The sequence below is a fragment of the Pseudobacillus sp. 179-B 2D1 NHS genome (genome assembly GCF_045370945.1).
Lineage (GTDB): Bacteria > Bacillota > Bacilli > Bacillales > Domibacillaceae > Pseudobacillus.
The window spans coordinates 1-12,566 of the sequence record NZ_JBIQDP010000001.1; the positions used below are offsets into that span (position 1 = coordinate 1).

The window sequence follows — 12,566 nt, forward strand, 5'->3', positions numbered from 1 at the left end:
TACCCCGGCTACCGATAGGATAAATCCTAAACAAAAAAGATCAACCAGAAAAATCTGGCTGACCTTATAATACGAACAGGCAGTAGAGTTAAAGAAATTCTTTTTTTTAGTACAAACTATTAATACCAAGTGGTAAAATAAAAAATACATTTTTAAATATTATTGATACGGGGGCTTTAATGATGTTAGATACTCAAAAAATTAAGGAAGTTATTAGACATCGTTATCCATTTCTTTTAGTGGATAGAATTTTAGAATTAGAAGAAGGAAAAAGAGCAGTTGGTATAAAAAATGTGAGTGTAAATGAGGATTTTTTTAACGGACACTTCCCCAATTATCCAGTTATGCCAGGTGTATTAATTGTAGAGGCATTGGCTCAAGTAAGTGCAGTTGTGATGTTAACTAAAGAAGGAAATCAAGGACGACTAGGGCTTTTAGCAGGTATAGACAAATGCCGATTTAAACAGCAAGTGAAACCAGGAGATCAACTCCGTCTTGAGGTTGAAATAACTCGATTAAAAGGTCCTATTGGAAAAGGCAAAGGCAAAGCTACAGTTGATGGAGAACTAGTTTGCGAAACAGAAATAATATTTGCATTTGGTGATTAAATGCTATTCATCATGGACAAAAAAGTCCCTATTCAACTAACGGGGCAGTTTAGTTGAATAGGGACTTCAAGGTTTTTACATTGAATTACATCTGTACATATAAAAAGTGGGGGGAATAATGAATAAAATTTATATTATATCTGGACCAGCAGGAGTAGGGAAAGGGCAGGAAAGCCACACGGGGGCTTTCCCGCTAGAAATTTTATTTTTATGGATGTGCGTATTCTGGATGCCATCTTAATGTATGTTTTAGATAACATAGATACCCATATCTTTTGAATGTAATCTTATTTTTCTGGATAATTTGGCTACCGTCAAAAAGCATTTCAAAGTATTCATTTTGAGAGTCCCGTGGATTATTAGAGCATAACCTTTCAAACCCGATAATATAAAACATTTCTTTTTCGTTATCATATTCCACAGTATCTAGCACAAAATGTTCAGTCTCAAAGTATCTGCATTTTTCCTCAAGGGTTACATCATCATGAACAACAACAGAACTAAGCAAAGTTTTGGGGTTATATTCTAGGTTCAGAAAACTACCTTGTGGGCCAAAGCAAAAGTCTCCATCTTGCGGAGAGCGTATACCCCGTTTTTTATATTTGGATATTAATGTCATACTGTCTAAAGAGTAAATTGCAAGCACTCCGTCATTACTTTTTGCAACAAAAGTATTTTTGTTTGGATTGAGCATACCACGGTATGCAAATTTCAAGTCCTTAAATTTGGCAATCATTTCATGATTGTCTAAATCAATAATATTGATAGCAGAGCCATTAAAAATAATCTGATAACTAGGTGTAGAGAGTTTAAAGCCCATAGATATATTACTCCTTTCTGCCATGTATAATATTTGTTGTTTTAAAGTTACTTTACTTGATGAACAAGAAAAAACAAGAGCGAATTGAATTTTTATTTTCTGATGAGTAAGATATAAAGGAATAAGCATTTCTGATAAAGTATGTGAATAATTGTGCTTAAACAAACGGTGCTTTAGTGCAATAGGATTTATTAAAATTAGTAAACTTTGTAATAGTAATTTGGAAAAACGCTTCATTGATTCTCATAGATACCAGGTAAACAAAGCGAAACTCCCACTGCATATTTCTTTAGTGGGCATTATCCATTGTTAGGAGTTGCTTCTTCAACCTTTTCAGTAACAGATTCCTCTGGCTCGTCATATTCTTTTGCGCTGAAGTATGCAATACATCCACCAACTACAAGAGGTAACAATATGAATAGGTCTAAACAGCCCAGACAACCTTTAAGTGCATAGCCCATTGTTTTGTTACTCAGTTTTTAATTGAAATAAAATTTGCAAATTCGTTTCCTAAATCATCATAAAATAAATAATCTCCATCTGAGGCAAGAGTGTTTTCAATAAAATAGAATAATAGATTTTGGTCAAGGTTTGTTGAGGTGGGTGTGTAATTCCCCTTTTCGGAAATGATTAAGTTCAATGATGCATATGGCTCCAAGACACCTAAAAAAGAATTTATGTATCCTAATCATTTTGTATCTTTAAACAACTTTTTGTTAGTATAGTGGGTGCTCGTAGCGACTGTAAACTTGTCCTTTAGTTTTTCTGCAATCTACACCAGGAAAGAACATTAATTTTAGCCGTATTTTGGTATAGCTATAATTAGCTGTGGGAAATCCTTGCATTCCATTTATAACTATGAATATTAATGATGGATCGGAGCTGGTGGCAGATTCTTGCTCGAGTGTCAAACCAAATAGTGCTCTTTAGATTAATGCACGGTTATTTGGTCATGGTCAAATTTTTGATTGAACAAAGCGTGGGCGTTACTTTAGCGTAAAAAGGGCGGCGAGCGGCCTTATACAACTGCAATCAATAATAAAAATACAGTTTTGGCCGACTATTTAAAATCGCTGGAGCCATTTGCTATACATAATATGGAAAACAAAAAGTGTGAGCTGAAAAAATATAAATTAACCGATGAACTGGTCACATTGACCAATACGATTAAGAGGGAATTCGGCAGGCAAAAGCTGCTGCGTTTATCAGCTGATATCGGCCATTACTCCGATCTGCAGCTAGTTTGGAATTCGAAGAAAAAAGGTCAGATAGGCTGTTATGACGTGGAGTATCAGACTTATGCGGATTTATGCAGCTTTACAGAGTTCCTCGTGCAGCCTGAAATGCACCTCATTCATTTTCTTGAGGGAGAGTTGTAAATGAAGAACCGTATGAATAGTTTAGTTGAGAGGACAGACTGTATTCTCTATTATGCGGAGCCAGGCCTATCGAACGAGCATGGTACAGGCTGGATCGGCGGGAATGCACCTGACTTCTTTGATGGTCAAGCAGATCTTATCCACGAAAGTAACCAAAAATATTATTTTTACTTGAGCCTCGTCCATCCCTTTAAACCTGAGAGCATGATTTCAATCTTCATCCCAGAGGACTATGAGGAATATTTGGACAACAATGTTTATCCGAATTGCTCGATAAAGGTGATTGAGCATCCAATTTCAACGGAAAGCGTCAAAGATATGTTTACTAATCTAGGTCTTATAAAACATGTAATTTCAGACGGAGAAATAAGCAATGACGAAAAATCCATGGATCAGTCTTTTTTGATCAAACTCGGTGGAAACCCGAGGCTTATTCAAAATAAAGACTATTATTTTACGAAACTAAAGGAGGAATCATTTTCTTTTTTATTTCAAGTAGATGAAGATGGTTACCCCGAAACGCTGCTTCATCCCGATTACAATTATCCTTTTGGTTTTGGATCACTATATATTTTCGCCAAAATAGGGGTAACTGAGGTCCAACATCCAGTAGCAGGTTTTTGGCAATTTTCTTGATTTAACGCAGAGAGCGTAAAGTAATTGAACTGATTCTGGAGGGTTGCTGGAAACAAAGTAAGGATAAAGATGTGCCTTGCTTTGATTCACTACATAGTGTCTTAAACCATCTAAGACAGAAAAAGAAGGAATGATATACTCAGGGTTATAATTTAGATAATTTATTTTATATCGAAGGAGCAGTTGAGATGTTATCGGAAAAGGTGATCGATTATTGCAAAAGCAAAAACTGGTGGTTTGAAGACGTTACAGAGGAGTATGAACATGCATTGGTAAAGTTAGGCGTCGATTTGAGTTCAGACTTTGCTACATTTTATTTGCATGCAGAGGATGGGCCGACCTTCCTTAGCAAACGACGTGAAATCTATCAGATTTGTTGGTTTATGATCAATTCTTCTGATTATATATTAGGTATGGAGAGAACTCATGCTGTGTTAAACCTGCCTGAAGAATATATTCCGTTGGATAACTTCGAAGGGGAGTTTGGCTTTTTTTATAATAAGAACACAGACGAAGTGTTAGGTTTAGGGTTGGGCCAGCAGATGGAGGATTTTTTTGCCGGTAAATTGAATTCGCAATGGAAAAGCTTTAACTCCTTCCTAGAGTGGTATTTTGAACTGACAGATTCGTGTGTGACTATATAGAAAAAGGCCGTCAGCTATCGCTGCACTGGAGCTAACCTGATGGTGGAATGCTCCGGAGGAGACATGACGGCCTTTTATGAAATCATTTCAAAAATAGATACAGGCAAATATGCAATCAATTACATGCCAGAAAGATGGCATAACATTATTAGAGAATCGATAAGTATCCAAGAAGGGTTAGGTGTACGTTACTATAATTCTAAGAAACGCCGGATTAATGACGCCCTGCAATGTATGGACTACATGCTTAATTGTTGTAATAGGATGTAGAACATCTAATCATTATGTAAATGCTTCCTCAAGAAAAAAACGATTGTAGGGAAATACTGCTAGAGAGTGATTAAACTTTTTTTATAAAAACTAAACTTAATATGTCGGAAAAGAATTCATTTTGATCAATCTTTTTTTAGAATGGATTCTTTTTATTTATCGTAGAATACTAGTTTGTGAGGTGTTTTTAATCAATCTTTATTTTAAAGCAACAACTAAGCAGGTTAAAGAAAATAGAAAAAGGGACTGAAGTGGTCCCTTTCTTAATAGGTAACTTGAAGCATACTTGTTTTTCACAAGCCCATCCATCTTTATCAAGGTCATGCTTTGGATCATAAGCGAGTGTCCTTTGTCAACGCTATTTGGATATTTCTTTCTAAGTTCCGTACAGTTTTTAAATGATTCTTTTTTAGGAGCTGGTTCCGTAGTTAGTGGAGTCGGCTTGGTTGGCATAGTTGTTTGGACATAATTGTTTTCTTTTTTACTTCCTTTTCTTTTAGTATTTAAATATCGATGAAGAAAAAACTTCGTGCACAAGTTCGGTAATTGCTTTTGAAATTAATATGGGCGAACTATACTATAAATGAAAGCTAAAAAAACAAAAATTCTATTGGATATACTTAGTGGCAATAAAGTCATTTGAAAAATACATCCGTTTTTTGTGGTATGAATAGGAAATCTTGAGAGGATATAGAATATATTTATGGAGTATTTAAGTAAGGAGGATAAATATGTTTCAAACACTAAATAGTTTTTTAAAAGTATGGGATGTTGAAGCAGGAGCTACCCAAAAAATTCTCAATCAACTTACAGATGAATCCTTATTCCAGAAAGTAACATCTCAAAATTGGACATTAGGAAGGATAGCTTGGCATACTGTAACAGCAATTGGCGTTATAGCATCTCGAACAGACCTTTCTTTTGACTCTCCCAATCAAGATTATCCTGTTCCGACTTCAGTAAAGTTCATATCTGACTCCTATCGACAAGCAAGTAGCACTTTGTCTCAAGCTGTAAAAAAACAATGGAATGATAAGAGTCTTGGGGAAATACAGGAGTTTTTTGGACAGAGAATGTCAAATTCAGACCTTTTATTTTTTATGATTCAACATCAAATTCATCATCGAGGACAAATGACAATCCTTATGCGCCAAGCAGGTTTAACAGTTCCTGGTTTATATGGTCCATCAAAAGAGGAATGGGCTGTGATAGGTATGGACGCCCCTAAAATGTAATTCAGAAAAAGTAAAGAATGTAATTTGATTGCTAAACTTCTTTAAATAACTTTGGGGAGGGTATTACTTTGGAAAAAAATGAAAAAAAGGATATTTATACAGTTGAATATGAACTCTCTGGTGTAATTTTCTATAAGAATGTAACGGCATTTAATTTTGAAGAAGCCAAACAACAAATAAAGTCTAACTTTTTAGATGCTAAAATTCGTGCTGTTACAATTTTAGAAAATGAAGAATATGATCATATACATTAGAATTTCTAAGACAGCCTATAGCCTATTTTATTTAATACACTTAGGCTAATGGGTACTCTAGTTAAAGAAGAATTAAATAACTTTATTATCATAATGAGAAGAAAACTTATAACTTCTAACCGAAAAGCTTTAATTACTATTATTTGAGCAACTCTATCATTTCAAAAAAAGTCTATTCTCATCAGGATGAACATTCATAGATATCTGGTAATTAAAGCGAAACTCCCGCTAAATTTTCATGTCTTTAGTGGGAGTTTTCAACTATTCAATTCAGCTTCTCCAAAGCCTTATCCATCTGTTTCTCGTTGGCTTTAACCTCATGGCTATTCACATCATCAATGTCTCGATATGTATACTTTTGTGTTCTGCCAAAAATTAAAAGCGAAGAGGGAGGTCAGTGTGTTATCCTATCCTTATTGAAAAATTATAATCAAGTACAATTGAACGTCCTATTTTTATGATTTTCTTCTTAAACTAATGGGCAAGTTAGTTGTATTATTATATACAGAGTGGTATGTTGAAAAATGACATTTTTTGAGTGTTTAGGTTTGTTTTTTATGCCTGATTGGAGAGATCATAATGGGAAATACTGATAAGTTTGAAATGATAGCTAATAAATATGACACTCCTGAAAGAATCGAAATTGCAAAGGTATGCTCAGATGCCATCCGTAATTATTTAGTTGACGCTAAAAGTAAGAATGCGATTGATTTTGGATGTGGAACTGGTCTTGTCGGAATGAATTTGTTAAACGAGTTTCATTCTATACTTTTTCTGGATACGTCACAAAATATGATAAATCAAATAAAACAAAAAATAACGGATTTTAATATTCAGAATGCAGATACACTATGCTTTGATATTGAAAAGGAAAGACCGTCGGATTTACATGCCGACTATATTTTTATGGCTCAAGTTCTACTCCATATTCCTGATGTTGAATTCGTTTTATCAAGACTATTTGATGTTCTTAATGAAGGGGGACATCTATTAATAGTGGACTTTAATATAAATGAAAAAGTAGTTTCAGATATTGTTCATAACGGATTTAATCCAGAAGAGTTAACCGACATGATGACTAAAATCGGGTATAGGGACATTCAATTCAAAACTTTTTATACTGGAAGTAAACTATTCATGGGACAGGATGCATCTATGTTTATTTTGGATTCAAAAAAGGGACATCGGTAAAGAATGGACTTAAAACTTGCAGTTACAAAAACACGGAGAACCGTTAAAGGAGTTTGTTGTTGAATTAACAGGTGCTTTAGTTCAATAGGATTTATTAAGCTTATCAAGCTTTGTTATAGAAATTATAATAGTAATTTGAAAAAACACTTCATTGATTCTCATAGATACCCGGCAAACAAAGCAAAACTCCCACTGGATTCAATTTCTTCAGTGGGAGTTGTCATTTATTCAATACATCTTCGCCAAAGCCTTATCCATCTGTTTTTCATTCGCTTGTACCTCATGACTATCTACATCATCAACAACTATAGGGGCAGGTTAGTTGAAGAAGGATTTACAACTTAAATTATAGAAATGTAAAAATGAATACCGATTATTTTGGGAAACATTCAACAAATTAATCAAAAATGGTTATTCTGTATTCCTATAATAATTCAATCTAACTCTGCACCATTAAAAGACTCTGATATGAATATTCATAAAATAGACGAAGAAGAATACTTGCTCATAGAAGCAGATAAAAATGATAATGGCAATTCAATAAAAGTCTATATGAAAATATTCAAATAAGCAGATCTAGCTAAAGCTGTTGGTATTACACGCCAAACTATAGGTATGATTGAATCTGGACTTTCATAAACATTGTATCGAATATTCCAAAAGAGAGATTATCGAATCTTTGTGATATAGGAAATAATTAGCAAAAAACATTAGAGCGGCTCGTAAAAGATTACCCCAATAACCAAACTCTTATTAAAAGTAATACCTAATAGTGATACTGCTTTTTTAACTAACGGGGACTTTTGCTTAATATCTCAACTATCATTAATGGAATAAAACTTATTATGGTTACATTGGAGAGGAAATTTTAATGAATACAAATCAAGTTACATTTAGAGAAGCAACAATACAAGACCTGGACAGGATTGTGTATATGCTTTCGGATGATGTTTTAGGAAACAAAAGAGAGCTTTATAAACAGCCTTTGCCAGAAAGTTATATAAAGGCATTTCAATCCATCAACTCTGACCCAAACAATGAATTGATTGTGGCTTGTTATGGTGAAGAAATAGTAGGTGTTCAACAGATTACATATACTCCATTCATTACTCACCAAGGAGGATGGAGGGCCACAATTGAAGGTGTGCGTACTGCATCTTTAGAACGTGGGAAAGGTGTAGGGTCTATGTTAATTCGATGGGCGATTCAGCGTGCCAAAGAGCGTGGATGTCATATGGTTCAATTAACAACAGATAAAAAGAGACCCGAAGCACTTCATTTCTATGAAAAGTTAGGTTTCAAGGCATCGCATGAGGGATTAAAATTGCACCTTTAGAAGAAATGGTTATTGAACTAAAGGGGGCTTTAGTTCAATAGGATTTATTAAGCTTATCAAGCTTTGTTATAAAAACTATAATAGTCATTCGAAAAAACGCTTCATCAATTCTCATAGATACCAGGCAAACAAAGCAAAACAAAACTCCCACTGCATGTTTCTTCAGTGGGAGTTGTCATTTATTCAACACATCTTTGCCAAATCCTTATCCATTTGTTCCTCATTGGCTTTAACCTCGTGACTATTCACGTCATCCACGCCTCGATACGTATACTTTGTGTTCTGCCAAAAATCAAAAGCGAAGAGGGAGAGCGGTGTATTGTCCTGTCCTCGATGGTCATAGTAAGTATCAATAACTTCGGCTTTAAAGATATTCGTCAACATATACTCGTCATTTTCTATATCTGATAGATACTTACCAGTCTGTGAGGTCAAAATACGGCTCTAGGAAAGCAGTGGTGGACGGCATCACGTTCGATAGCAAGGCTGAAGCTAAGTATTATGAGCATTTGAAACGGCTGCAGACGAATGATCAAATTCTCTTCTTTCGGACACAACCGCGATATTTGCTTCAAGAAGCTTTTACGAAGAACGGGATAATGCACCGGAAAATTGAGTATGTGGCCGACTTTGAAGTGCATAGGAAGAACGGAAGCATTGAAGTAGTAGACATCAAGGGAGTGGAAACCGAAGTATTTAAGGTCAAGCGGAAGCTGTTTGAGAAGAGGTATCCGCACATACTGAGGTTGCTTACCTATAGTCCGGATCATGAGGGGGTTTTTACCAATGGAAGAGTATCGGGCTTATGTGAGAGAGAAAAAGAAGATGGGAGGAGCAGACAGACGCGTCATTAGGAAAGTAGATTGATCTGGGAAAAAGAAAGAGGAATGAGGAGATAGCCGATTAGATGCAGACAATGACAGCTACCAAAGAAGAGGGACGTTAAATTAACATTATTCACGTCTCACTTTCTTTAAATAAGCAAAGATGCTGGTCTTTAAAGAAGCATAAGAACCTATGGCTGCATAGCCATAAAACCAGCCCATAAATAGCCCGGTTATAAGATGGCCCCTATGGCTGATAAAGACGGATATGAGTACTCCAAGCAAAAGAGCTACTAGAGGGACAAACGTTTTAGGGGTTTTGAAAAAGACTTTTATCAACTGGGTTAGGATCATCACTACAGGAACAGCAATAACAGCATCCCAAAAGTTTGTGTGTATTGTAGGGAAATCCATTTATTAATTCACCACCTTTTAAGAGTAGTATGGTGGCATTCTAATTTATTTATCCAAAAGAAGCAAAATTGCTCAATTAACGATGCGCTTTAGTTACAAACTATATGGTAAAGGTGTTGAGATTAACAGAGCTATTTATGAATAGAAACCATGGTGCCGATTGGAACCCTAGATGATAATTCTAAAACATCGTGATTAAACATTCTAATACACCCATGCGAGACATTCTTACCAATAGAAGCTGGGTTATTTGTTCCGTGTATACCATAATGAGGTTTGGATAATCCCATCCAAAGCACTCCAAATGGTCCACCGGGATTATGTTGTTTATTGATAATTGTGTATGTCCCAGAAGGTGTTGGCGACAATATTTTTCCAACAGCTATTGGATAAGTTTTTATGAGCTTGTTCCCATCCAACAGTCTCAATTGATGTTTTGATGTTGATACATCAATCCATCTCACCATGAGGATCAACTCCATTTTTTTGATTATTGTATGAAGTAGTTCAAGAATTTGTTAATTAACAGGAGTTGATCAAACAGTGAGTCGAAAAGCAAAGAAGGAAACCAATTGGCCCTTTAATAAAATCATAAATTAAAAATTTTTAATAAGAGAAGTTGTGACAATTAATCTCAGATGTAGAAAGGTGTATTGGCTCTCATGTTGCCAATGAAAATTCAGTGGGAGAATATGTGAATCATCAAAAATACATCTTGGATTTAGTTCAGCAATTGGAAAGAAGAAAATAAAAAAGCCAGGGAAGCCCTGACACAATGATTAGCCTATATATTCTAAGGAGGATTACAGATGAGTACTACTTTAAACAGTATTTCCAACTTCTACAGAAATATACAAATAAGCCTGGCTTTTGCCTGGCTTATCAACGACCGTATCCAATTAAGTGAAAGCTGGGTGCCATTGAATACAAAATAGTTTATTCGAAGGTGTAAGAAAGGTGCAAAAGGCCAGGAAAGCTTCTGACTACGATTTATAAGGAAAGGATAAGTTTATTAACTGATATTTATTGAGTAATTTGTCTAATTCCTCGCTGTATTTTAACGTTTGGAGATCGGTAAAACCTTTACGCATTCCTGTTGAGATCATGAGGCTTCGAATGTTATTGATTTGATTTATTAACTCATCGGCTTCTTTAATTACTTTTTGTAAGCTCATTTTCACCACCCCTAAACCTTTAGTATTATATATATCGGCAGGTGTTAAAGGTAATATTATACTTTTATTTTACATTAAAAGTAATATTTTTCTTAAGTTTTACAAAAAAATGAATAAAAAAGCCGGGGAAGCTCCCGGCCTTTGGAATAAATAGTGTTGGTACCTATTCACTACAGTTTGAATAAAACGCAAGAGCAGCTGCATTAAGAAGGGTATTTAGTAGAGGAGATAGCTGATTTTCCCGATAAAGAAGGGAAATATAAAGTTAAATATGGAACTAACAATTGCACTTGGGGGAAATGCGTAATGTTTACAGCAAACAGCGCATTAGTAGAAATTCGGGTAAGAAATGTATTGAATGGAAATTACCAAAAGGAGCAGGTTCCAAAGCTGTCGAACTTAAAAGAGATCGTATATCAAGTATTAGATGTCAGCGCTGATCTATAGCAGGTGTTATTTTTTAGATATGAGCGGAATGATAAAACGTAAACAGTGTAGGCTTTCTTGTTTTATAAGACTTATGAACTGTAATTTATCCGGGGAAATAAGTTTTAAGATCTATCGCTGACGGATCGCCGTGTGCGGCGAAAGCCGCCTGCATGGTGAAGGCTCGTTATAAACTGAGAGATAGAGAAGGATAAGACGAGAATAGCGCACAAAAAATTAAAAATATCTCAAGTGACAATATCAGTATTACCAACAAAGATTTTATCCTAACGTCTGATTTAGTAGTCGGGAATACTAGCTGGAATGTAGTTAATCCAGCGCCTTGAGTGCATCTTTTCACACCTAACCTTTTTAGGTGGGGGTTTTTCTTACACACCCGGACGATAATACGACACAAAACACCTAACAGAATAGGTGTATTTTTACGAAAAGGAAAGGTGCAGACACTACTGTATAGTAGGTGTTATTACCAAAAATATTTTTAAAAGTTATTAAAGAAAGTCTTTCACAATGACGATAAATAACGCAGGAGAAATAAGTTTTAACTTTTTCCAGTATTGATTTTCTATATTACAACTAGCATAAAAACAAGGGTGGGGAAAATGGGAGACATAGAACACGAAGCTAAAATTGAAGTTTCTCTGTCCGATTATGAACAATTAAAAAAGACTGCTGATCAGTATGCCAATCTTCATAAAGCTCTATTAGAGTATATGGGATATGAAGAGGAGTTTCTCATTACGAGACCAGGGTTCAAAAGGATGACTAAAGAGGAATTAATAACAATTATTTTTGAGCAAAGGAGCGTAATTAGAAAATTAATAGGTGATCTAGAGGCATCGAAGCGAGAAGAACACATTCGGTTTCTAGACACTCTTTACATGAATCGAATTTATTAATAAAGCAAAAGGCGCCTGAAAAAGGTGTCTTTTTTTATGTAAAGAAAGGGGATATGTGAAGGGAACTTACGAAAGGAGTTGCCCAGATGGGGGGAAAACAAGGAAATGTAGACTTGAATCAATTAGTAGGAAACAAACGGCTGTCATGGTTTTTGAATAAGGAAGAGACAAAGGCCGCTGTTGTCCGAAAGGGAAAGTATCGTATCTATACAGGCGCATTTAGGACTGAAGAAGAAGCGAGGAAGCAAGCCGAATTAATTGGCGAGAAGCTAGGGTACAAGCCATTTGCTAAGGAAAAAAGAATCTGGACAGGCGTGTTTAATACGATGGAATCAGCTACGATAGCTCAACAGAATATTAGCCGAGAGTTTGGTTTCAATGCGCAAATTAGGCAAGAACAATGAGAAAAGCCCCGCTCGTTTGAGTGGGGCTTA

At 35.3% G+C, this 12,566-nt stretch carries 18 protein-coding genes and 2 pseudogenes; 15 read left to right on the top strand and 5 right to left on the bottom strand.

All coding sequences use genetic code 11. From position 1 onward, the window contains the following. Positions 1 to 182: 182 nt before the first annotated feature. Positions 183 to 608: a 3-hydroxyacyl-ACP dehydratase FabZ gene (gene fabZ, locus ACH0BF_RS00005; RefSeq protein ID WP_406908780.1), complete on the top strand. Its 426-nt coding sequence runs from the start codon at positions 183 to 185 to the stop codon at positions 606 to 608. A 208-nt stretch (positions 609 to 816) separates the two neighbouring features. On the opposite strand, the gene ACH0BF_RS00010 is transcribed toward fabZ, so the two are convergent. Further along, on the bottom strand, positions 817 to 1,665 hold the full coding sequence (locus ACH0BF_RS00010) for a hypothetical protein (protein ID WP_406908535.1): 849 nt from the start codon (positions 1,663 to 1,665) through the stop codon (positions 817 to 819). Between the two features lie 703 nt (positions 1,666 to 2,368). On the opposite strand from ACH0BF_RS00010, the pseudogene ACH0BF_RS00015 reads away from it, so the two are divergent. From ACH0BF_RS00015 to ACH0BF_RS00055, 9 genes and pseudogenes are all read left to right on the top strand, one after another. Beyond that, a pseudogene (locus ACH0BF_RS00015) lies at positions 2,369 to 2,807 on the top strand (ankyrin repeat domain-containing protein); the annotation flags it as partial. Continuing rightward, positions 2,808 to 3,443, top strand: a complete 636-nt coding sequence (locus tag ACH0BF_RS00020) for a hypothetical protein (protein WP_120031902.1) — start codon at positions 2,808 to 2,810, stop codon at positions 3,441 to 3,443. 188 nt (positions 3,444 to 3,631) lie between these two features. Further along, the gene (locus ACH0BF_RS00025) at positions 3,632 to 4,087 is read left to right on the top strand and encodes a hypothetical protein (protein WP_340853783.1); all 456 of its coding nucleotides are present in this window, start codon (positions 3,632 to 3,634) and stop codon (positions 4,085 to 4,087) included. Between the two features lie 39 nt (positions 4,088 to 4,126). Further along, the gene (locus ACH0BF_RS00030; RefSeq protein ID WP_340853784.1) at positions 4,127 to 4,357 is read left to right on the top strand and encodes a hypothetical protein; all 231 of its coding nucleotides are present in this window, start codon (positions 4,127 to 4,129) and stop codon (positions 4,355 to 4,357) included. Positions 4,358 to 5,088: 731 nt separating this feature from the next. Continuing rightward, on the top strand, positions 5,089 to 5,592 hold the full coding sequence (locus tag ACH0BF_RS00035) for a DinB family protein (protein WP_406908536.1): 504 nt from the start codon (positions 5,089 to 5,091) through the stop codon (positions 5,590 to 5,592). A 68-nt stretch (positions 5,593 to 5,660) separates the two neighbouring features. Further along, positions 5,661 to 5,846 (top strand): hypothetical protein, encoded by a 186-nt coding sequence (locus ACH0BF_RS00040; RefSeq protein ID WP_120031894.1) that lies wholly within the window; start codon positions 5,661 to 5,663, stop codon positions 5,844 to 5,846. A 579-nt stretch (positions 5,847 to 6,425) separates the two neighbouring features. Then, positions 6,426 to 7,037 (top strand): class I SAM-dependent methyltransferase, encoded by a 612-nt coding sequence (locus tag ACH0BF_RS00045; protein ID WP_340853786.1) that lies wholly within the window; start codon positions 6,426 to 6,428, stop codon positions 7,035 to 7,037. A gap of 573 nt (positions 7,038 to 7,610) precedes the next feature. Next, positions 7,611 to 7,676 (top strand): annotated as a pseudogene (locus ACH0BF_RS00050) (helix-turn-helix domain-containing protein); the annotation flags it as partial. A 232-nt stretch (positions 7,677 to 7,908) separates the two neighbouring features. Further along, positions 7,909 to 8,373 carry a GNAT family N-acetyltransferase gene (locus tag ACH0BF_RS00055; protein ID WP_340853787.1) on the top strand — a complete coding sequence of 155 codons (465 nt, stop codon included), beginning with the start codon at positions 7,909 to 7,911 and terminating at the stop codon, positions 8,371 to 8,373. Positions 8,374 to 8,556: 183 nt separating this feature from the next. On the opposite strand, the gene ACH0BF_RS00060 is transcribed toward ACH0BF_RS00055, so the two are convergent. After that, positions 8,557 to 8,808, bottom strand: coding sequence for a hypothetical protein (locus tag ACH0BF_RS00060; RefSeq protein WP_406908538.1), 252 nt, complete (start codon positions 8,806 to 8,808; stop codon positions 8,557 to 8,559). A gap of 23 nt (positions 8,809 to 8,831) precedes the next feature. On the opposite strand from ACH0BF_RS00060, the gene ACH0BF_RS00065 reads away from it, so the two are divergent. Then, entirely contained in the window at positions 8,832 to 9,227 is a 396-nt protein-coding gene (locus tag ACH0BF_RS00065) for a DUF1064 domain-containing protein (RefSeq protein ID WP_406908540.1), read from the top strand. 99 nt (positions 9,228 to 9,326) lie between these two features. Here ACH0BF_RS00065 and ACH0BF_RS00070 read toward each other — a convergent pair whose 3' ends face one another. Beyond that, on the bottom strand, positions 9,327 to 9,611 hold the full coding sequence (locus ACH0BF_RS00070; RefSeq protein WP_340853790.1) for a hypothetical protein: 285 nt from the start codon (positions 9,609 to 9,611) through the stop codon (positions 9,327 to 9,329). Positions 9,612 to 9,742: 131 nt separating this feature from the next. Next, positions 9,743 to 10,078 (bottom strand): L,D-transpeptidase, encoded by a 336-nt coding sequence (locus tag ACH0BF_RS00075; RefSeq protein ID WP_406908541.1) that lies wholly within the window; start codon positions 10,076 to 10,078, stop codon positions 9,743 to 9,745. A gap of 342 nt (positions 10,079 to 10,420) precedes the next feature. On the opposite strand from ACH0BF_RS00075, the gene ACH0BF_RS00080 reads away from it, so the two are divergent. Beyond that, positions 10,421 to 10,546 (top strand): hypothetical protein, encoded by a 126-nt coding sequence (locus ACH0BF_RS00080; RefSeq protein WP_259455554.1) that lies wholly within the window; start codon positions 10,421 to 10,423, stop codon positions 10,544 to 10,546. 48 nt (positions 10,547 to 10,594) lie between these two features. On the opposite strand, the gene ACH0BF_RS00085 is transcribed toward ACH0BF_RS00080, so the two are convergent. Further along, on the bottom strand, positions 10,595 to 10,786 hold the full coding sequence (locus ACH0BF_RS00085; protein WP_406908542.1) for an aspartyl-phosphate phosphatase Spo0E family protein: 192 nt from the start codon (positions 10,784 to 10,786) through the stop codon (positions 10,595 to 10,597). Positions 10,787 to 11,092: 306 nt separating this feature from the next. Between ACH0BF_RS00085 and ACH0BF_RS00090 the strand changes: the two genes are divergently transcribed. From ACH0BF_RS00090 to ACH0BF_RS00100, 3 genes are all read left to right on the top strand, one after another. Next, entirely contained in the window at positions 11,093 to 11,233 is a 141-nt protein-coding gene (locus tag ACH0BF_RS00090; protein WP_182916951.1) for a hypothetical protein, read from the top strand. Between the two features lie 602 nt (positions 11,234 to 11,835). Further along, positions 11,836 to 12,132: a hypothetical protein gene (locus ACH0BF_RS00095; RefSeq protein ID WP_120031878.1), complete on the top strand. Its 297-nt coding sequence runs from the start codon at positions 11,836 to 11,838 to the stop codon at positions 12,130 to 12,132. A gap of 86 nt (positions 12,133 to 12,218) precedes the next feature. After that, on the top strand, positions 12,219 to 12,536 hold the full coding sequence (locus tag ACH0BF_RS00100) for an SPOR domain-containing protein (RefSeq protein ID WP_406908543.1): 318 nt from the start codon (positions 12,219 to 12,221) through the stop codon (positions 12,534 to 12,536). Positions 12,537 to 12,566 lie beyond the last annotated feature (30 nt).

Bases quoted from the DNA above. Each gene is read 5' to 3' on its own strand.
- fabZ (WP_406908780.1), top strand. From the start codon at position 183: ATGTTAGATACTCAAAAAATTAAGGAAGTTATTAGACATCGTTATCCA.
- ACH0BF_RS00010 (WP_406908535.1), bottom strand. From the start codon at position 1,665: ATGAAGCGTTTTTCCAAATTACTATTACAAAGTTTACTAATTTTAATA.
- ACH0BF_RS00020 (WP_120031902.1), top strand. From the start codon at position 2,808: ATGAAGAACCGTATGAATAGTTTAGTTGAGAGGACAGACTGTATTCTC.
- ACH0BF_RS00025 (WP_340853783.1), top strand. From the start codon at position 3,632: ATGTTATCGGAAAAGGTGATCGATTATTGCAAAAGCAAAAACTGGTGG.
- ACH0BF_RS00030 (WP_340853784.1), top strand. From the start codon at position 4,127: ATGGTGGAATGCTCCGGAGGAGACATGACGGCCTTTTATGAAATCATT.
- ACH0BF_RS00035 (WP_406908536.1), top strand. From the start codon at position 5,089: ATGTTTCAAACACTAAATAGTTTTTTAAAAGTATGGGATGTTGAAGCA.
- ACH0BF_RS00045 (WP_340853786.1), top strand. From the start codon at position 6,426: ATGGGAAATACTGATAAGTTTGAAATGATAGCTAATAAATATGACACT.
- ACH0BF_RS00055 (WP_340853787.1), top strand. From the start codon at position 7,909: ATGAATACAAATCAAGTTACATTTAGAGAAGCAACAATACAAGACCTG.
- ACH0BF_RS00070 (WP_340853790.1), bottom strand. From the start codon at position 9,611: ATGGATTTCCCTACAATACACACAAACTTTTGGGATGCTGTTATTGCT.
- ACH0BF_RS00075 (WP_406908541.1), bottom strand. From the start codon at position 10,078: ATGGTGAGATGGATTGATGTATCAACATCAAAACATCAATTGAGACTG.
- ACH0BF_RS00080 (WP_259455554.1), top strand. From the start codon at position 10,421: ATGAGTACTACTTTAAACAGTATTTCCAACTTCTACAGAAATATACAA.
- ACH0BF_RS00085 (WP_406908542.1), bottom strand. From the start codon at position 10,786: ATGAGCTTACAAAAAGTAATTAAAGAAGCCGATGAGTTAATAAATCAA.
- ACH0BF_RS00090 (WP_182916951.1), top strand. From the start codon at position 11,093: ATGTTTACAGCAAACAGCGCATTAGTAGAAATTCGGGTAAGAAATGTA.
- ACH0BF_RS00095 (WP_120031878.1), top strand. From the start codon at position 11,836: ATGGGAGACATAGAACACGAAGCTAAAATTGAAGTTTCTCTGTCCGAT.
- ACH0BF_RS00100 (WP_406908543.1), top strand. From the start codon at position 12,219: ATGGGGGGAAAACAAGGAAATGTAGACTTGAATCAATTAGTAGGAAAC.